At 64.3% G+C, this 16,998-nt stretch carries 15 protein-coding genes; 14 read left to right on the top strand and 1 reads right to left on the bottom strand.

The window, feature by feature from the left end; translation table 11 throughout:
- Positions 1-54 precede the first annotated feature (54 nt).
- The 13 genes from AAC071_RS02530 (at position 55) to AAC071_RS02470 (ending at position 15,125) form a co-directional block, all read left to right on the top strand.
- Positions 55-1,722, top strand: a complete 1,668-nt coding sequence (locus AAC071_RS02530) for an NAD+ synthase (RefSeq protein ID WP_339829657.1) — start codon at positions 55-57, stop codon at positions 1,720-1,722.
- 223 nt (positions 1,723-1,945) lie between these two features.
- Complete coding sequence (gene gltX, locus AAC071_RS02525) at positions 1,946-3,304, top strand: glutamate--tRNA ligase (protein WP_339829654.1); 1,359 nt, start codon at positions 1,946-1,948, stop codon at positions 3,302-3,304.
- A gap of 209 nt (positions 3,305-3,513) precedes the next feature.
- Positions 3,514-5,160 carry a citramalate synthase gene (cimA, locus tag AAC071_RS02520; protein ID WP_339829651.1) on the top strand — a complete coding sequence of 549 codons (1,647 nt, stop codon included), beginning with the start codon at positions 3,514-3,516 and terminating at the stop codon, positions 5,158-5,160.
- Positions 5,161-5,573: 413 nt separating this feature from the next.
- Positions 5,574-6,518, top strand: a complete 945-nt coding sequence (gene rarD, locus AAC071_RS02515) for an EamA family transporter RarD (protein WP_339829648.1) — start codon at positions 5,574-5,576, stop codon at positions 6,516-6,518.
- Between the two features lie 163 nt (positions 6,519-6,681).
- Positions 6,682-8,064 carry a Rieske 2Fe-2S domain-containing protein gene (locus AAC071_RS02510; RefSeq protein WP_339829645.1) on the top strand — a complete coding sequence of 461 codons (1,383 nt, stop codon included), beginning with the start codon at positions 6,682-6,684 and terminating at the stop codon, positions 8,062-8,064.
- Complete coding sequence (locus AAC071_RS02505) at positions 8,064-8,627, top strand: 3-phenylpropionate/cinnamic acid dioxygenase subunit beta (protein ID WP_333668315.1); 564 nt, start codon at positions 8,064-8,066, stop codon at positions 8,625-8,627. The genes AAC071_RS02510 and AAC071_RS02505 overlap by 1 nt, the downstream gene beginning before the upstream one ends.
- A gap of 137 nt (positions 8,628-8,764) precedes the next feature.
- Positions 8,765-9,595, top strand: a complete 831-nt coding sequence (gene hcaB / locus AAC071_RS02500; protein WP_339829636.1) for a 3-(cis-5,6-dihydroxycyclohexa-1,3-dien-1-yl)propanoate dehydrogenase — start codon at positions 8,765-8,767, stop codon at positions 9,593-9,595.
- 13 nt (positions 9,596-9,608) lie between these two features.
- The gene (locus AAC071_RS02495; RefSeq protein ID WP_339829633.1) at positions 9,609-10,481 is read left to right on the top strand and encodes a VOC family protein; all 873 of its coding nucleotides are present in this window, start codon (positions 9,609-9,611) and stop codon (positions 10,479-10,481) included.
- A 26-nt stretch (positions 10,482-10,507) separates the two neighbouring features.
- Entirely contained in the window at positions 10,508-11,359 is an 852-nt protein-coding gene (locus tag AAC071_RS02490) for an alpha/beta fold hydrolase (RefSeq protein ID WP_339829630.1), read from the top strand.
- On the top strand, positions 11,349-12,128 hold the full coding sequence (locus tag AAC071_RS02485; protein ID WP_339829627.1) for a fumarylacetoacetate hydrolase family protein: 780 nt from the start codon (positions 11,349-11,351) through the stop codon (positions 12,126-12,128). Before AAC071_RS02490 ends, AAC071_RS02485 begins: the two co-directional genes overlap by 11 nt.
- A 9-nt stretch (positions 12,129-12,137) precedes the next feature.
- A complete protein-coding gene (locus AAC071_RS02480; protein WP_339829624.1) occupies positions 12,138-13,085 on the top strand; it encodes an acetaldehyde dehydrogenase (acetylating) in 948 nt (315 codons plus the stop codon).
- 2 nt (positions 13,086-13,087) lie between these two features.
- Complete coding sequence (dmpG, locus tag AAC071_RS02475; RefSeq protein ID WP_339829849.1) at positions 13,088-14,113, top strand: 4-hydroxy-2-oxovalerate aldolase; 1,026 nt, start codon at positions 13,088-13,090, stop codon at positions 14,111-14,113.
- A gap of 25 nt (positions 14,114-14,138) precedes the next feature.
- Entirely contained in the window at positions 14,139-15,125 is a 987-nt protein-coding gene (locus AAC071_RS02470; RefSeq protein WP_339829621.1) for an AraC family transcriptional regulator, read from the top strand.
- 204 nt (positions 15,126-15,329) lie between these two features.
- Here the strand turns inward: AAC071_RS02470 and AAC071_RS02465 are convergent, their stop codons facing one another.
- Entirely contained in the window at positions 15,330-15,878 is a 549-nt protein-coding gene (locus AAC071_RS02465; RefSeq protein WP_339829618.1) for a TIGR00730 family Rossman fold protein, read from the bottom strand.
- A gap of 144 nt (positions 15,879-16,022) precedes the next feature.
- On the opposite strand from AAC071_RS02465, the gene AAC071_RS02460 reads away from it, so the two are divergent.
- A complete protein-coding gene (locus tag AAC071_RS02460; RefSeq protein ID WP_339829615.1) occupies positions 16,023-16,991 on the top strand; it encodes an Ig-like domain-containing protein in 969 nt (322 codons plus the stop codon).
- Positions 16,992-16,998 lie beyond the last annotated feature (7 nt).

Raw genomic sequence — 16,998 nt, 5'->3', positions numbered from 1 at the left:
AAACACCGGGCCCGGCCCCGTATATCCCTCAGAAGCTCCGGATTCCACCGTCCCATGACCGACAAGCTCCGCATCGCGCTGGCCCAGTTGAACCCCGTCGTCGGCGATATCGCGGGCAATGTCGAAAGGGCCGTTTCGGCCCGCCGCGAGGCCGAGCTTGCCGGCGCCGACCTGATCGTCTTTTCCGAACTGTTTCTCACCGGCTACCCGCCCGAAGACCTGGTGCTGAAGCCGGCCTTCCAGCGCGCCGCCATGGCCGCCGCCGCCGAACTTGCCCGCCAGACCGCCGATGGCGGCCCGGCCGTGCTGATCGGCACCCCCTGGCTCGAAGAGGGTCGCCTGCACAATGCGGTCCTCTATCTCGACAGGGGCGAGATCCGCGGCCACCGCTACAAGGTCCATCTGCCGAATTATTCGGTCTTCGACGAGCCGCGCGTCTTCGCCCCTGCCAGCCACATGCCGGGCCCCTTCGACATCCGCGGCGTCCGCATCGGCGTGCCGGTCTGCGAGGACATCTGGTATCCGGATGTTGTCGAATGTCTGGAGGAATCGGGCGCCGAGCTGCTGCTGGTGCCCAACGGTTCGCCCTACGACTTCAACAAGTTCGACGCCCGCCTGCAGCTCTGCCTGTCGCGCATCCGCGAAAGCGGCTTGCCGCTGGCCTATGTCAACCAGCTCGGCGGCCAGGACGAACTGGTCTTCGACGGTGCCAGCTTCGTTCTCAATGCCGATTTCTCGCTGGCCGTGCAATTGCCGGCCTGGGAAGAGAAGATCGCCGTCACCGACTGGACGCGCACGGACAAGGGCTGGGTCTGCGCCGAAGGCGAAAAAGCCGTGGTCGAGGAGGGCGACGAGGCGCTCTATCTGGCTGTCGTCCAGGGCCTGCGCGACTATGTGAAGAAGAACCGCTTTCCGGGCGTGGTGCTCGGCCTTTCGGGCGGCATCGACAGCGCGCTGGTCGCCGCCATCGCGGTCGATGCACTGGGCGCCGGCAACGTCCACTGCGTGATGCTGCCCTATCGCTACACCTCCGCCGAAAGCCTGACCGACGCCGAGGCCTGCGCGAAGCTGCTTGGCGTGCGCTACGACACGGTCCCGATCGAGGCTCCGGTCGCCGGCTTCACCTCGGCGCTCGAAAACCTCTTCGAAGGCACGCAGTCCGACACGACCGAGGAAAACCTCCAGTCGCGCACCCGCGGCGTCATCCTGATGGCGATCTCCAACAAGTTCGGCGCCATGCTGCTGACCACCGGCAACAAGTCGGAAGTCTCGGCCGGCTACGCCACCATCTATGGCGACATGAATGGCGGCTTCAATCCGATCAAGGACCTCTACAAGTCGCGCGTCTTCCGCATGGCGCGCTGGCGCAACGAACATATGCCGAAAGCCTGTCTCGGCCCGAAGGGCAGGGTGATCCCCGAACGCATCATCACGCGCCCGCCATCGGCCGAATTGCGGCCCGACCAGAAGGACGAGGATTCGCTGCCGCCCTACGACGTGCTCGACGACATCCTCCACTGCCTGATCGAGGAGGAGATGAGCGTGCGCGACATCGTCGCCCGCGGCCACGACCGCGCCGTCGTCAAGCGCATCGAGCATCTGCTCTACATCTCCGAATACAAGCGCCGCCAGGCCGCGCCGGGCGTCAAGGTCACCACCCGCAATTTCGGCCGCGACCGCCGCTACCCGATCGTCAACGGCTTCCGGGACCAGGACCTGTGAGCGGGAATGCGGCGCGCGCCGGTTCTTTAACCTCCCCCTTGAGGGGAGGTCGGGAAATTCGCGGTACGCGGATTTCCCGGGTGGGGGGAAGTGCGCTCCCGCATATGCTGTGCAACCTTCTTTGCCTCCGCGCGCCCCACCCGAATGGCGATGCCATTCGACCTCCCCGCGAGGGGGAGGTAAGAGTCGGGACTAGATATCTTGCAACCCCTCGGGTACGCAGATGACCGCCTCCCCCGAAAACATTGTCGTCCGCTTCGCGCCGTCGCCGACCGGCCGTCTCCATGTCGGCAATGCCCGCGCCGCGCTTTTCAACTGGCTCTTCGCGAAGAAATCGGGCGGCCGCTTCATGCTGCGCATGGACGACACCGACGACGAGCGCTCGACGCCGGAATTCGCCGCTGGCATCGAGGCGGACATGGCCTGGCTCGGCCTTTCCCACGACATCTTCGCCCGCCAGTCCGAACGCCTGGCGCGCTACGAGGCCGCCGCCACGCAGTTGAAGCAGGCCGGCCTTCTCTATCCCTGCTACGAATCCGCGATGGAGCTCGACCGCAAGCGCAAGCGCCAGATGGCGCGCGGCCTGCCGCCGGTCTATGACCGCGCCGCGCTGGCGCTGAGCGATGAGGATCGCGCGAAGCTCGAAGCCGAAGGCCGCAAGCCCCATTGGCGCTTCCGCCTCGAACAGGTCCACACCGCCTTTGACGACCTGATCCAGGGCCATGTCGAGGTCGATGGCGCCTCGCTGTCGGACCCGGTGCTGATCCGCGAGGACGGCCGCTTCCTCTACACGCTGCCGAGCGTCGTCGACGATATCGATTTCGGCATCAGCCATGTGATCCGCGGTTCCGACCACATCACCAATACCGGCGTCCAGATCCAGCTGATCCGCGCCCTGGGCGCAACGCCGCCCGTCTATGCGCATTACTCGCTGCTGAACGGACCGGAGGGCCGGCCGCTCTCCAAGCGTGACGATGCGGCGAGCTTCTCGCTGCAGGCCTTGCGCGAGGCGGGCTACGAGCCGATGGCGCTCAACGCGCTGCTGGCCCGTCTCGGCACGCCCGATCCGGTCGAACCGGTGCTGGCGCTGGCGGCGCTGGCCGAAACCTTCGACATCGCGCGCCTCGGCCGTGCCGATATCCGCTTCGACCCGGCCGATCTCGCCCGCGTCAACGCGGCGATCCTGCATCTGACCCCCTATGAGGCGGCGCAACCGCGACTGGCCGCGCTGGGCTGCGATCTCGGACCGGATTTCTGGGCCGCGGTCCGGCCCAATCTGGCCCTCTTCGCCGAGGTCGCCGGCTGGGCCCGCGTGGTCCGCGGTCCGGTCGAGCCGGTGATCGAGGATGCCGGCTTTGCCGCCGCCGCCGCCGCCGCGCTGCCGCCCGAGCCCTGGGACGAGGCGACCTGGGGCCTCTGGACCGGGGCCGTCAAGGCCGCGACCGGGGCGAAGGGCAAGGCCCTCTTCATGCCGCTGCGCCTGGCGCTGACCGGCCGCCCGCATGGACCGGAGCTGAAAAACCTGCTACCTCTGATCGGGCGCCGGCGGGCCGAAACCCGTCTGCGTGGTCTAACGGATTGATCCCGTTAGGATTTTTGTAACGGCACCCAGCGAGGATACCGGCATGAACCCGGCGCTCCCGATCATCCAGGGTCTGATTATTAGCGGCTGATTTTGATCCGCCGCCGCCGTACAAACACGCCTGCAGACATTGTGGAAAACGGACCGGTCGGTGGCGGATGTCGCCCGATTTCGGCGCCCTTGCGCCCACCACGATGCGGAACCGAACCATGAGCAAGTCCAGCAAAGCCCGCCTCTACCTCTTCGACACGACGCTGCGCGACGGCGCGCAGACGACCGGCGTCGATTTCAGCGTCGAGGACAAGCGCCTGATCGCCACTCTGCTGGATGAGCTCGGCCTCGACTACATCGAAGGCGGCTATCCGGGCGCCAACCCCACCGACACGGCCTTCTTCGGCGATCCGCCGAAGCTTTCCCATGCCAAGTTCACCGCCTTCGGCATGACCAAGCGCGCCGGCCGCAGCGCGTCGAACGATCCGGGCCTTGCCGCCGTGCTCGAGGCCGACACCGCCGCCGTCTGTCTGGTCGCGAAAAGCTGGGACTTCCACGTCTCGGTCGCGCTCGGCATCACCAACGACGAAAACCTCGAAAGCATCGACGAAAGTGTGCGCGCCGTGGCCGCGAAGGGCCGCGAGCCGATGATCGATTGCGAGCATTTCTTCGACGGCTACAAGGCCAATCCGGCCTATGCGCTGTCTTGCGTGCGGACCGCGCTCGATGCCGGCGCGCGCTGGGCCGTGCTTTGCGACACCAATGGCGGCGCGCTGCCCGACGAGGTCAAGCGCATCGTGACCGAGGTGATCGCCGCCGGCATCCCCGGCGACCGCCTCGGCATCCACGCCCACAACGACACCGAAAACGCGGTCGCGAACTCGCTGGCCGCCATCCGCGCCGGCGTCCGTCAGGTGCAGGGCACGCTGAACGGCCTCGGAGAGCGCTGCGGCAACGCCAACATGGTCTCGCTGATCCCGACCCTGCTCTTGAAACCTCATTATGCGGATCGTTTCGAGATCGGCGTCACGCTGGAGCGGTTGAAAAGCCTCGTCCACGTCTCGCGCACGCTCGACGAAATCCTCAACCGCGCGCCCGACCGCTATGCGCCCTATGTCGGCGAAAGCGCCTTCGCCTCGAAAGCCGGCATCCATGTCTCGGCGATCATGAAGGACCCGAAGACCTACGAGCATGTGCCGCCGGAAACGGTCGGCAACAAGCGCAAGATCGCGGTCTCCGATCAGGCCGGAAAATCGAACATCCTGGCCCGCCTCGAAGAGGCCGGCATCGCCGCCGATCCGGCCGACCGCCGCATCGCCCGCCTGCTCGACGAAGTGAAGGAGCGCGAGTTCCTCGGCTATTCCTATGACGGCGCCGAAGCCTCCTTCGAGCTTCTGGCGCGCCGCATCCTCGGCGAGGTGCCGGAATATTTCGACGTCGAGTCGTTCCGCGTGCTGGTCGAGCGCCGCTACAACGCCTTGGGCGATCTGGTCACGGTCTCGGAAGCAACCGTGAAGGTCGTTGTCGACGGCGAGAAATTCATCTCGGTCGGCGAGGGCGTCGGCCCCGTCAACGCGCTCGATCAGGCGCTCCGCAAGGACCTCGGCAAATACTCGCCCTTCATCGAGGATCTGCGCCTCGTCGACTTCAAGGTCCGTATCCTGACGAGCGGCACCGAAGCCGTCACCCGCGTGATGATCGAAAGCATGGATGGCAAGGGCAACCGCTGGTTCACCGTCGGCGTCTCCCCCAACATCGTCGATGCCTCCTTCCAGGCGCTCAGCGACTCGATCACCTGGAAACTCCTGCGCGACGGCGCCCCGGCGAAGAAGAAGCCGTCGGCAAAGGCGAAAGCCGGCGCGTAAAACTGGATCGTCATTGCGAGCGCAGCGAAGCAATCCAGAAGCCGCGAGCACCGAGTTTGCCGCATTCTGGATTGCTTCGTCGCTATCGCTCCTCGCAATGACGGTATTGAGAAAGCTGAAATACGGTGACAGGAGTTCCTGTCGCCGGGAATTCTTAGCCGGGCGAAGCCCGGCAAGAAGGAATACAGCGCATCTGGAGGCCCGGGGCGTTTGCGCCACATTGCAGCACCTCTGCGTCTCTGCGCCTCTGCGTGAGTCCTTCTTGCTTTTCTTCTTCGCGTCTCCAAATTCAAGCCCTTCGCGCCTTCGCCGCAACGGAATCCTTGCCCGCGAAATCGCATCTCCCCAACCCGCTCGAACAGGTCTATAGCTCAGGCCCGCCGCGTCAACCGACCGAAACAGGAACCTGCGCCATGCAGGAAAAACCCGCCGCGCCGCCCCTGCCTGTCAGCGAAGCCGCGCTCGGCGCGTCGGCGGCCGCCGCCGGCTATCTGCTCTGGGGCGTCTCGGTCGTCTTCTACAAGCAGTTGATGGACGTGCCGCCCTTCGAGGTGCTGGCGCATCGCTCGATCTGGAGTGTTGTGCTGGTCCTTTTCGTGATCCTGGTCCTGCGCCGTCGCGCGCAGCTGATGGCGCTGCTGCGCAACCGCCGCGCCATGCTGACGCTGTTGGGCACCTCGCTGCTGATCGGCTCCAACTGGTTCGTCTTCATCTATGCGATCAACGAGGCGCGCATCGTCGAAACCAGCCTCGGCTATTACATCAACCCGCTGGTCAGCGTGCTGATCGGCGTCGCCGTGCTGGGCGAGCGCCTGTCGCGGGCACAGATCTTCGCCGTCGCGCTGGCCTTCATCGGTGTGCTGAACTTCACGCTGGTGCTGGGCATGCTGCCCTGGATCTCGCTCTTCCTGGCCGCCAGCTTCGCGGCCTATGGCTATCTGCGCAAGATCACGAAGGCCGATCCGCTGGAAGGCCTGCTGGTCGAGGTCGCGTTGCTGATGCCTCTCGCGCTTCTCTATCTCGGGTGGCTGTCCGGCCATGGCGGCACCAGCTTCGGCAATGACGGCTGGTCGACCCTGATCTTCCTTGTGCTGACAGGTCCGATGACCGCGGTGCCGCTGCTGCTCTTCACCTTCGGCGCCCAGCGCATCCGCCTCGCCACGCTGGGCCTGATGCAGTATCTGGCGCCGACGACGCAGTTCCTCTTCGCGGTGCTGCTCTATGGCGAGCCGCTGTCGCTGGCCCAGCTGCTGACCTTTGCGCTGATCTGGGTGGGTCTGGCGATCTTCAGTTTCGACACTTGGCGCCGCGAGCGCGAACTGCGCCGTTTGGCCGCGCTGGCCTCACAGGCGAAATGAGTCTCGCATCCCGGTCTGATCTGGCTGCCCGCTGCATTTCCGGACGAATTATCAATTTTTCCGGACGTCGTGGTTATGTGTTTCGAGGCGGCAGGCCTCATCCTTTCCTCAATAAAACCGCCGCACGCGGATCTGCGGAAGTGGCGGAAGGAGGAGGAAAGCCATGGACTTGGTTCAAGAGCCGGGGGGCGCCCCGAGCAAATCTGAAATCCGTTCCTGTTTCGATCCGGCCGAGGGAACGCTCGATCGCCGGGTTTTCGCCGACCGGGAAATCTACGATCTGGAGATGCGCAACATCTATGCGCGTGCCTGGAACTTCATGTGCCACGAAAGCCAGATACCCAATCCCGGCGACTACTTCATCAATTATATCGGTGAGGATCAGGTCATCGTCGTCCGCGACAAGCAGGGCGAGGTGCAGGTCCTGCTCAACACATGCCGGCATCGCGGCAATGCGCTCTGCCGCGCCGAGCAGGGCAATGCCAAGTCCTTTGTCTGCTCCTATCACGGCTGGAACTACGACCTGAACGGCGACCTGATCGGCGTTCCCGGCATGACGGCCTATTACCGCAAGGACTTCGACAAGTCGCAATGGGGCCTCGCCAAGGCGGCGCAGGTGGATCATCTGCACGGCTTCTATTTCGCGACGCTCGATCCCGATACGCCGCCGCTCCCCGATTATCTGGGCGAGGTCGGCCGCATCGGCCTCGGCCTTCTCGTGGCGAACGGCCCCGTCGAGGTCGTGGACGGCGTCCAGAAGAACGTCATCGACTGCAACTGGAAGATTGCCGTCGACAATCTCTTCGACTGGTATCACGTGCAATACAGCCATGCCTCGGCCGGCAATTCAGGAATCCTGGACATTGCCGCGATCCTGCATCCGAACAACCAGATGGTGATGTTTGGAGAGTATGGGCACGCAATCAGCGGTCCGGTCATTCCCCCGGAGCGGCAGGCGGAAATCGACGCCATGAGCGATGAGGAAAGGTTCGCTGTTACCGTCGCGAAAATGACCGAGGATCCGAACAGGCTCCCGCAGCCGCTTCGGATGAGTTTTGCGAAAGACATGCTCGGACCTACGGGTGTTCGCTGTATGGGGCATCCCAACATCTTCCCAAACCTCTGGGTCTCGACTGGCGGCACACAGCTTTCGTTGCGACTGCCACGGGGTCCCTTTGAAACGGAGATCTGGTGGTTCACGGTCCTTCCGAAGGCGATGCCGGAGGAGATGAAGAAGAAACAGGTCGCCTTCATCACGCATCTGTTCGGCCCAGCCGGCCTGCTTGAGCAGGATGACGGCGAGAACTGGAGCCAGAGCACACGGGCCTCGCGCGGTGTCAAGGCGCGGACCTATCGCCACCACATGGCGATGGGGCTCGGCCAGGACGAGGTGCTGACAGACGCCACTGGCACAAGCCGCGTGGAAACGACCATCAGTGAACACGCGCAGCGCTGGCTCTATACCAACTGGATGAACTGGCTGACGGCCGACAGCTGGGCCGAACTGAAGGCGAACCATCCATCCTTTCCGAAGGGGAGGGTCTGATGTCGCAGGCAAGGGCGGTGGAAGCCGAAACATCCGGTCTCGACGCACTTTCTCTCCAGCAGCGGATGGAGCTGCAATACGAGATCGAGCAGTTCCTCTATGCGGAGGCGGCGATGCTCGACGGGCGCGAATATCGCGCCTGGCTCGATCTCTGGACCGAGGATTGCAGCTACTGGATGCCGATCCGGCGGACGGTGACGCTGTCCGACATCGACCGGGAATTCACGAAGCGCGGCGACATGTCCTTTTACGACGATGACAAGCAGGCGCTGGCGATGCGCGTCGCCAAGATGGAGTCCGGATCGTCCTGGTCCGAAGACCCGCCATCCCGCACGCGCCATATCGTCGACAATGTCCGTATCACTGCCGTGAACGGCGCGGAGACGACAGTCGACGTTGCCTTCATCCTCTACCGCAGCCGTCTCAATACGGAGGAGAGCATGTGGGTCGGACGGCGCGTCGATACGCTTCGCCGCGTCGATGCCGCGCTCAAGCTCTGCGGACGGGAAATTTATCTCGACCAGACGCTGATCCGCGCCACCAACATGAGCACCTTGTTCTAGAGCGTTTCCAGGCCAAGTGGAAGCCGGTTGGCCGTCCGGAAACGCGACAAAACAAAGACTTGGAGACGTTCATCGTCTCCGTGAAACGATGAACGTCTCTAGCACAGGGTTTTTACTTTCAGAGAGCGGGGAGGCTCATGGGAAGATTGGAAGGAGAAGTCGCGCTTGTGACGGGAGGCGCATCGGGCCTCGGCCGCGCCATTGTCGACAGGTTCGTGGAGGAAGGCGCGCGCGTGGTCGTCTTCGATCGCTCGGCGGAGAAGCTTGAGGAGGTGAAGCGCAACCATGGCGATGCCGTCGCGACCCATGCGGGCGACGTGCGCTCCGGGCCGGACAACAAGGCGGCCGTGGCGCTGGCGGTCGAGCGTTTCGGCAAGCTCGACTGCGCCATCGGCAATGCGGGCATCTGGGATTACAGCGTCACGCTCGATGACATGCCGGAAGAGCAGATCGACGGCGCTTTCGACGAACTGTTCGGCGTCAACGTCAAGGGCTACCTGCATCTTGCGAAGGCGGCGCTTCCCGCGCTTGTCCGCTCCGGCGGCTCGCTCGTCTACACGGTTTCCAATGCCGGCTTCGATCCGGCGGGCGGCGGTGTGCTCTACACCGCGTCCAAGCATGCGGTCGTCGGAATGATCCGCCAGCTCGCCTTCGAATTCGCCCCCACCGTCCGCGTCAATGGCGTTGCGCCCGGGCCCATCGATACCGACCTGCGCGGGCCGGCGGCGCTCGGCCTCGCCGACAAGGCGATCAGCAGCGTCGATCTGCCGGCGGTCGCGGCCCCTGTCGTGCCGCTCGGCCGGGTGCCGGCGCCGGAGGAGTACGCCGGCTCCTATGTCTATTTCGCCTCGCGCCGGGACAGCGCGCCGGCGACCGGCGGCGTTCTCATTTGCGAGACGGGCATCGGCGTCCGGGGCATCGGCGTCGTCGCTGCGGGCGCGGGCCTTGCCGCCAGATACAGGAAATAAGGGAGAGAAACCGATGAGCGTGGCATCGCTGGGATATATCGGCTTCGAGGTCAGCGACCTCAAGGCATGGGATGATTACCTGACGGGCTTTCTGGGTCTGATGCCGGGGAGCGGCAACGGTACCGCGGCCCGTTACCGGATGGACGATCGCGCCTTCCGTATCCATCTCGACAAGGGGGCGGCGGACGACATTTCATTCATCGGGCTCGAAGTCGAAACGCCGGAAGGATTGCAGGCCCTCCGCGAGCGTCTTGAAAAGGCGGGCGTCCCATGCGCGCCTGCATCCGACAATCTGAAGAAGGAGCGCGGTGTGCGCGACCTTCTCGTCCTCACCGATCCGGCCGGACTTCAGGTCGAGGTCTATGTCGGCGCGACGGCGCTCACCAATATGCCGTTCCATTCTCCGGCGGGTGTGTCCGGCTTCATGACGGGTGGCCAGGGCGCCGGCCATGTCGTTCTGGCTTCCGAGAAGATCGACGAGAACCGCGATTTCTACACGCGGCTCCTCGGCTTCCGGCTTTCCGACACGATCGGCATGGCGATTTCACCCGACTTCACGCTGGTGCTCGAATTCTACCACTGCAATCCGCGTCACCACACGCTGGCTTTGGCGCCGATGCCCGCGCCGAAGCGGCTGCACCACTTCATGGTGGAAATGGCGACGCTGGACGATGTCGGATTTGCGATGGACCGTATCGGTGCATGCGGCGTGAAGCAAACCATGACACTGGGCAAGCATTCAAACGACCAGATGGTCTCGTTCTATGCCGCAACGCCGTCGGGCTTCGAGGTCGAGGTCGGCACCGCCGGTATCGAGGTTCATGACGATGTCTGGCGCGTGACCCATCACGAGGCCATCAGCATGTGGGGCCACAAGCGCGTCTAGAAGAATAGCAAACGGGGAAAAGTTTCATGAGCATCACGGAAGAAGGCACCAGCCGGTTCGTCACGGTCAAGGGCGTCAGGATTCACTACAACGAAGCGGGCTCGGGCCCGGCGCTCGTTCTCATTCACGGCGGCGGACCGGGCGCCAGCGGCTGGTCGAACTACAACCGCAACATCGAGGTGCTGGCGCGGAGCTTCCGTGTGATCGTTCCCGACCTGCCGGGCTTCGGCAAGTCGGACATCAAGCCGAAGGGCAGCGCCATGCCGGCCTGGTATGCGACCAAGATGGGCGAGTTTCTCGATGAACTCGGCATCGACAAGGCACATTTCGTCGGCAACTCGCTGGGCGGCATGGTGACCTTGCGTCTGGCGCTGGACCGGCCGGAGAAGGTCGATCGCATGGTGCTGATGGGCCCGGGCGGCAGCATTCCGATGTTCAGTCAGTTTCCGACCGAAGCGATCAAGACGCTTCTGTTTTTCTACGACGGTCCGGGCCCCTCGATCGAGCGCTTGCGCGGCTTCGTGAAGGACTTCGTCTACGACCCCTCTCAGATCACGGAAGAGCTGCTTGAAGGTCGGATGAAGACGGCCTTGCAGCCGCATATCGTCGAGACGCCGCCCATGCGCCCCGATCCCAAGGCGCTGATGGAGCCGGTCTGGAACGATCCGCGCCTCGCCTCGCTGAAGCACGAGACGATGATCGTCTGGGGACGCGAGGACAGGGTGATGCCCATCGACATGGCGTTCCCGCTGCTCAAGCAGATTCCGAGGGCGCGTCTCTTTGTGCTGCCGCAGTGTGGACACTGGGCGCAATGGGAACATGCGGAAGAATTCAACCGCGTGACGGCGGACTTCTTCGGAGCGGCCAATGCCGCATGATCTGAAGGCGATAGCGGCCGCCCTGGCCGAGGCACGACATAACCGGACCCCCATACCGCCGGTTACCGAAACCGCCTCCGGTTTCGACGTTGCCTCGGCCTACGCCGTTCAGGAGATCAATACGCGCAGGCGCCTCGCGGCGGGCGAGCGTATCGTGGGCAGGAAGATCGGGCTCACATCGCCCGCCGTGCAGGCGCAACTCGGCGTGAACGAGCCCGATTACGGCATGTTGTTTGATGTCGACGATGTAAGCGGCAGGGCATCCGTCGCCATGTCGGAGCTGATGCAACCCAAGGTCGAAGCCGAGATCGCCTTCGTTCTCGGCAAGCCTCTCGAGAGCCCGGACCCGAGCCTCGAAGAGGTCGCGGCGGCCATCGACTATGCGGTGGCGGCGGTGGAAATCGTCGACAGCGCCATTGCCGACTGGCGGATCACGCTGGCGGATACGGTGGCGGACAATGCATCGGGCGCGAAATTCGTGCTCGGAAGCGACCGGCGCAAATTGTCGGAAATCGACCTGCATCTGGGCGGCATGGAAATGTGCCTCAACGGCAGGCAGGTATCGGTCGGCGTTGCGGCGGCCTGCCTCGGCAACCCGCTGAACGCCGCGCGGTGGCTTGCGAAGAAGATGGCGGAGGTCGGCCGGCCGCTCGAGGCCGGCGACATCGTTCTCTCCGGCGCTCTCGGCCCGATGTGCAATGCGGCGGCAGGCAGCGCGTTCACCGTTTACGTGCAGGGATTCAAGCCGCTGCATGTCGCCTTCGAATAGGAGCCGCGAATGACCGGAGCGAAGGGGAGAGTGCGCGCCGCGATCATCGGGTCGGGCAATATCGGCACCGACCTGATGATCAAGATCATGCGCCTCTCCAAAACGCTGGAAATGGCGGCGATGGTGGGCATCGACCCCGCCTCCGACGGGCTGGCACGGGCAACGAGGCTCGGCGTCGCCACGACGGCGGACGGTATCGAAGGGCTTGTGGCGCTGCCGGAATTCGCAAGCATCGGCATCGTCTTCGACGCGACCTCGGCGGGCGCCCACCGGCATCACAATGAAATCCTGCAGGCGCATGGCAAGCAGGTGATCGACCTGACGCCCGCCGCCATCGGTCCCTATGTGGTGCCGAGCGTCAATCTCGACAGGCTCGCAAACGAGCGGAACCTGAACATGGTGACCTGTGGCGGCCAGGCGACGATCCCCATCGTTGCCGCCGTCAGCAGCATGGCGCCCGTGCTCTATGGCGAGATCGTCGCCTCCATCGCCTCGAAATCCGCAGGCCCCGGCACGCGCGCGAATATCGACGAGTTCACGCAGACGACGGCACGCGCCATCGAAAGCGTCGGTGGCGCCACGCGCGGCAAGGCGATCATCATCCTCAATCCGGCCGAGCCGCCGCTGATCATGCGCGACACGGTCCATTGCCTGTGCGACGACGCCGACCCGGCGAAGATCGTCGCGGCCATCGAGAAGAAGATTGCGGAGGTGCAGGCCTATGTACCGGGCTACCGGCTGAAGCAGGCCGTGCAGATCGAGAAGGTGGGCAACAATGCACCGCTCTACTTGCCGGATATGGATTGCTCCTTCACCGGCCTCAAGGTCAGCACCTTCCTCGAAGTCGAGGGGGCAGGGCATTACCTGCCGTCCTATGCCGGCAATCTCGACATCATGACGTCGGCCGCATTGCAAACGGCGGAAGCGCTCGCCCGGAAATGGCAGGTGGCGGCATGAACATTCCGGATCGTCTCTACATTCAGGATGTGACCTTGCGCGACGGCATGCATGCGATCCGGCATCAGTATTCGCTGGATCACGTGCGGGCGATTGCCCGCGCGCTCGACAAGGCGGGTGTCGATGCCATCGAGATCGCACATGGCGACGGGCTCTCGGGCTCCAGCCTCAATTACGGCTTCGGCGCCTGTACCGACTGGGCATGGATCGAAGCGGTCGGTGAGGTGGTCGAGAGGGCGGTGGTGACGACACTGCTGCTGCCCGGCATCGGCACCATCGAGGATCTGCATCGTGCCCACGGGATGGGCGTGCGTTCGGTGCGCGTTGCGACGCATTGTACCGAGGCGGATGTCGCGAAACAGCATATCGAGTTTGCACGGCATCTTGGCATGGACGTCTCTGGCTTTCTGATGATGAGCCATATGGCGCCGCCCGATGCCCTCGCGGCGCAGGCGAAGCTGATGGAAAGCTACGGCGCCCATTGCGTCTATGTGACCGACAGCGGTGGCGCCATGACGATGGATGACGTTGCCGCCCGGCTTCGCGCCTATGACGAGGTGCTGAAGCCGGAAACGCAGCGCGGCATCCATGCGCATCACAACCTGTCGCTCGGCGTCGCCAATTCCATCGCCGCTGTCCAGAACGGGGCTGTCCGCGTCGATGCCTCGCTGACCGGCATGGGTGCGGGCGCGGGCAATGCGCCGCTCGAAGTCTTCATCGCCGCCGCCGACCGCTATGACTGGCAACATGGCTGCGATCTCCTCGCGCTGATGGATGCGGCGGAGGAGCTTGTCCGTCCCTTGCAGGATCGTCCTGTCCGCGTGGACCGCGAAACCCTCAGCCTCGGCTATGCGGGCGTTTATTCGAGCTTCCTGCGTCATGCGGAAACCGCGTCGGAACGCTACGGCGTCGATGTCCGCAAAATTCTGCTGGAAGCCGGCAAACGGGCTATGGTCGGGGGGCAGGAGGATATGATCGTGGATATCGCCCTCGATCTCGCGCGGCAGGAAGCGGCGCGCGCGGATTGAGCTCTTGGGAGGGAGCCGATCGGTCATGACCGGGAGAGAAAAGGCCGAAGCGGCAGGTCTGCATCCGGCCGGAATTATCGGTGCCAGCGACGTTCGCGCCGATGTGCGGATGGACGGCGTCTATTTTTTCCGCTCCTCGGCCGACTATCCCTTCAACAAGAAGCTCGATGCCGGCGACTTCTCCTATTGCTTCATGGTGCGTCGCGGCGAGCTCCGTCTGACGATCGACTTTCCCGAGCCGCGGGTGATCGACCTGAAGCCGGGCGCGATCGTCGGCGTGAGCGGGCTCGCGCCGCACCGGTTTCATTCGATACCGGACAGGGAGGCCATGCCGGTCGATTGTTTCGAGCGGATACCGATTACCGAAGAGATCGCGCCCGGGAAGGACGTCGAGCTCCTGCTTGGCGTGGTCCCTTCGGAAAACATCGCCCTGACGAACCTGATTGTCGGTCCGATCTATCTCAGCCGCGAGACCTCGCCCGAATTCACGCGCCGCATATGGCGGGCGGCCGAACTTCTCGATGAGGAGTTTATCGGTGCGGGTCCGGAATATGGCCAGGCGATCATCGTCCGGCGGATTGCCGAAATCATCCTCATCAACATGACCCGTTCGCTGCTGGTCGCGCGCGGCGAGTCCGACATGCGCGAGATGGGCCCCATCAGGAACAGGGGCGTGATAACGGCCATTCGCGCGTTCCTCGACGATCCGCTCGAAGACTGGAGCATCGACAGGCTGGCGAAGCATGCCGGCATGTCGCGAACGAAATTCGCCGAGGACTTCCGTCGCATCGTCGGCCGCACGCCGATGCAGACGCTGGCGCGCCTGCGTCTGACCCTTGTCACGCGCAAGATGCTGCTCGACGACCTCTCGGTCGAGGAGGCCGCCGATATGGCAGGCTACAGTTCCTCCGCTGCGTTCATTCGCGCCTTCAGCCGCGAATTCGGGGCAACCCCGCTCCAGTGGCGCAAGATGCAGATGCCCCGCATGGCGGAGCCCGAAACCCGGGGATAAGTTTTTTTCACGACGGGCGTCGCGTGTCCCGCGACCGGCTTCGCGCACCGGCCACCCCCGGACCGGGGATAAACCCGGGCACAAGTTCCGGCGGCGTCCTTCCATGCCGCTCGACACTGAACGGCAAGCGGTTCGCCGGCAAACCGGCGCCGCTGTTTGTGACAGTTTTTTGACAGTTGCATGACAGAGGGGGGGTCGCGCTGTTCACAGCGCTGCCTCGATGCGTGGAATGATGTCCTCGATCCGGTCGACCACCGCATAGATTCGCCTGATGTCGGAGCGTGCGAAACCGGCCTTGATGATGTGATCGAGGATCTCGATCAGCGGGTCCCAGAAGCCATTTATGTTTGCAATGACAATGGGTTGGCTGTGCCGCCCCAGCTGCGCCCAGGTCAGCATCTCGACCGCTTCCTCCAGCGTCCCGATGCCGCCCGGCAGGGCGACGAAGGCCTGGGAGCGCTCGAACATCAGCTGTTTGCGCGCATGCATGCTGTCGGTGACGATCAGCTCTGTCACATCGTCGAGCTGCACCTCGACCTCGGTCAGGAATTTCGGAATGATTCCCGTGACTTGCCCGCCTTCTGCCAGCACCGCGCGGGCCACCGCGCCCATCAGCCCGACGCCGCCGCCGCCATAGACCAGCCGCACGCCGGCCTGTGCCATCAGCCGTCCGAAGCCCTCCGCCGCGGCCATGAATTGCGGTTCGTTGCCGACGCTCGAGCCGCAATAGACGCACAGGCTGTCCAGGGTCATCTGCGTTAAGCCTTTTTCTCTGTTGAGTTAATTGGCACGCAGCATTCACATTGGTGCCGTATTTGCAAGTTACGCGGTAGACTGTGCGCGCCGCGATATTCGCCTCGTTTCGGCACGCATGCCAATGGTTAGGGAAACAGCAAAATGAAATTCGGAGCGATTGTCGGCGCCTTGGTGGTGGCTCTTGCACTGCTGGCTGCGGGCTACTGGTTCTTCCTGCGCGGCGATGGCGTGCCGGCGCCCTCCGATCCGGTCATCGAAGAGCAAGTACCTGAAGACATTGATGTTTCCGGCGATGCCGTCGATCCCGCCATCCCCACTTTCGACATCGTCCGCGTCGAGCGCGACGGCGCCACGCTGGCCGCCGGCCGCGCCCTGCCGGGCGCCCGCGTCCAGGTCAGGGCCAATGGCGTCGTGGTCGCCGAAACCACGGCCGACGACCGCGGCGAATGGGTCGCGGTCCTCGACCAGCCGCTCCAGCCCGGCACGGTCGAACTGACCCTGACCGCGGTCAATCCGGACGGCAGCACGGCGGATTCCCTGCAGGTCGTCTCGGTCGTCGTGCCCGACCAGCCCGACAAGCCGGCGCTTGTCGTGCGCAGCGAGCCCGGCAAGGCAAGCGTTGTGCTGCAGGGACCGGGCGTGCCGGCCGATGCCGGCAGCCTGATCCTCGAAACGGTCGACTACGACGAAAACGGCAATCTGATCATCGCCGGCCGCGCCGATGCCGATGCGACGGTACGCGTCTATGTCGGCGGTGATCCGGTCGGCCAGACCGTCGCCGATGCCGCGGGCCGCTGGGAACTGCGCCCCGATGTCGAAATCGCCCCCGGCCAGTATGCCTTGCGCATCGACCAGCTCGACGCGGAAGGCCGCGTCGTCGGCCGCGTCGAGGTGCCCTTCGAACGTGGCGAACCGGCAGCGGTCCTTGCGGCGCTCAAGGAAGGCAAGGTTGTCATCCAGCCGGGCAACAACCTCTGGAACATCGCCCGCCGCCTCTACGGCTCGGGCTTCCGCTATACGGTCATCTACGAGGCCAACAAGGAACAGATTCGCGATCCGGACCTGATTTATCCGGGCCAGGTCTTCGAAACGCCGGCCGATACCCGCTAAAGGCCTG

It is taken from the genome of uncultured Parvibaculum sp., assembly GCF_963975745.1.
GTDB lineage: Bacteria > Pseudomonadota > Alphaproteobacteria > Parvibaculales > Parvibaculaceae > Parvibaculum.
The sequence above is the reverse complement of the archived record's forward strand: the minus strand, read 5'-3'. Positions and strand labels throughout refer to the sequence as shown.

Coding starts and splice junctions, on each gene's coding strand:
- AAC071_RS02530 (WP_339829657.1), top strand. CDS start 55: ATGACCGACAAGCTCCGCATCGCGCTGGCCCAGTTGAACCCCGTCGTC.
- gltX (WP_339829654.1), top strand. CDS start 1,946: ATGACCGCCTCCCCCGAAAACATTGTCGTCCGCTTCGCGCCGTCGCCG.
- cimA (WP_339829651.1), top strand. CDS start 3,514: ATGAGCAAGTCCAGCAAAGCCCGCCTCTACCTCTTCGACACGACGCTG.
- rarD (WP_339829648.1), top strand. CDS start 5,574: ATGCAGGAAAAACCCGCCGCGCCGCCCCTGCCTGTCAGCGAAGCCGCG.
- AAC071_RS02510 (WP_339829645.1), top strand. CDS start 6,682: ATGGACTTGGTTCAAGAGCCGGGGGGCGCCCCGAGCAAATCTGAAATC.
- AAC071_RS02505 (WP_333668315.1), top strand. CDS start 8,064: ATGTCGCAGGCAAGGGCGGTGGAAGCCGAAACATCCGGTCTCGACGCA.
- hcaB (WP_339829636.1), top strand. CDS start 8,765: ATGGGAAGATTGGAAGGAGAAGTCGCGCTTGTGACGGGAGGCGCATCG.
- AAC071_RS02495 (WP_339829633.1), top strand. CDS start 9,609: ATGAGCGTGGCATCGCTGGGATATATCGGCTTCGAGGTCAGCGACCTC.
- AAC071_RS02490 (WP_339829630.1), top strand. CDS start 10,508: ATGAGCATCACGGAAGAAGGCACCAGCCGGTTCGTCACGGTCAAGGGC.
- AAC071_RS02485 (WP_339829627.1), top strand. CDS start 11,349: ATGCCGCATGATCTGAAGGCGATAGCGGCCGCCCTGGCCGAGGCACGA.
- AAC071_RS02480 (WP_339829624.1), top strand. CDS start 12,138: ATGACCGGAGCGAAGGGGAGAGTGCGCGCCGCGATCATCGGGTCGGGC.
- AAC071_RS02470 (WP_339829621.1), top strand. CDS start 14,139: ATGACCGGGAGAGAAAAGGCCGAAGCGGCAGGTCTGCATCCGGCCGGA.
- AAC071_RS02465 (WP_339829618.1), bottom strand. CDS start 15,878: ATGACCCTGGACAGCCTGTGCGTCTATTGCGGCTCGAGCGTCGGCAAC.
- AAC071_RS02460 (WP_339829615.1), top strand. CDS start 16,023: ATGAAATTCGGAGCGATTGTCGGCGCCTTGGTGGTGGCTCTTGCACTG.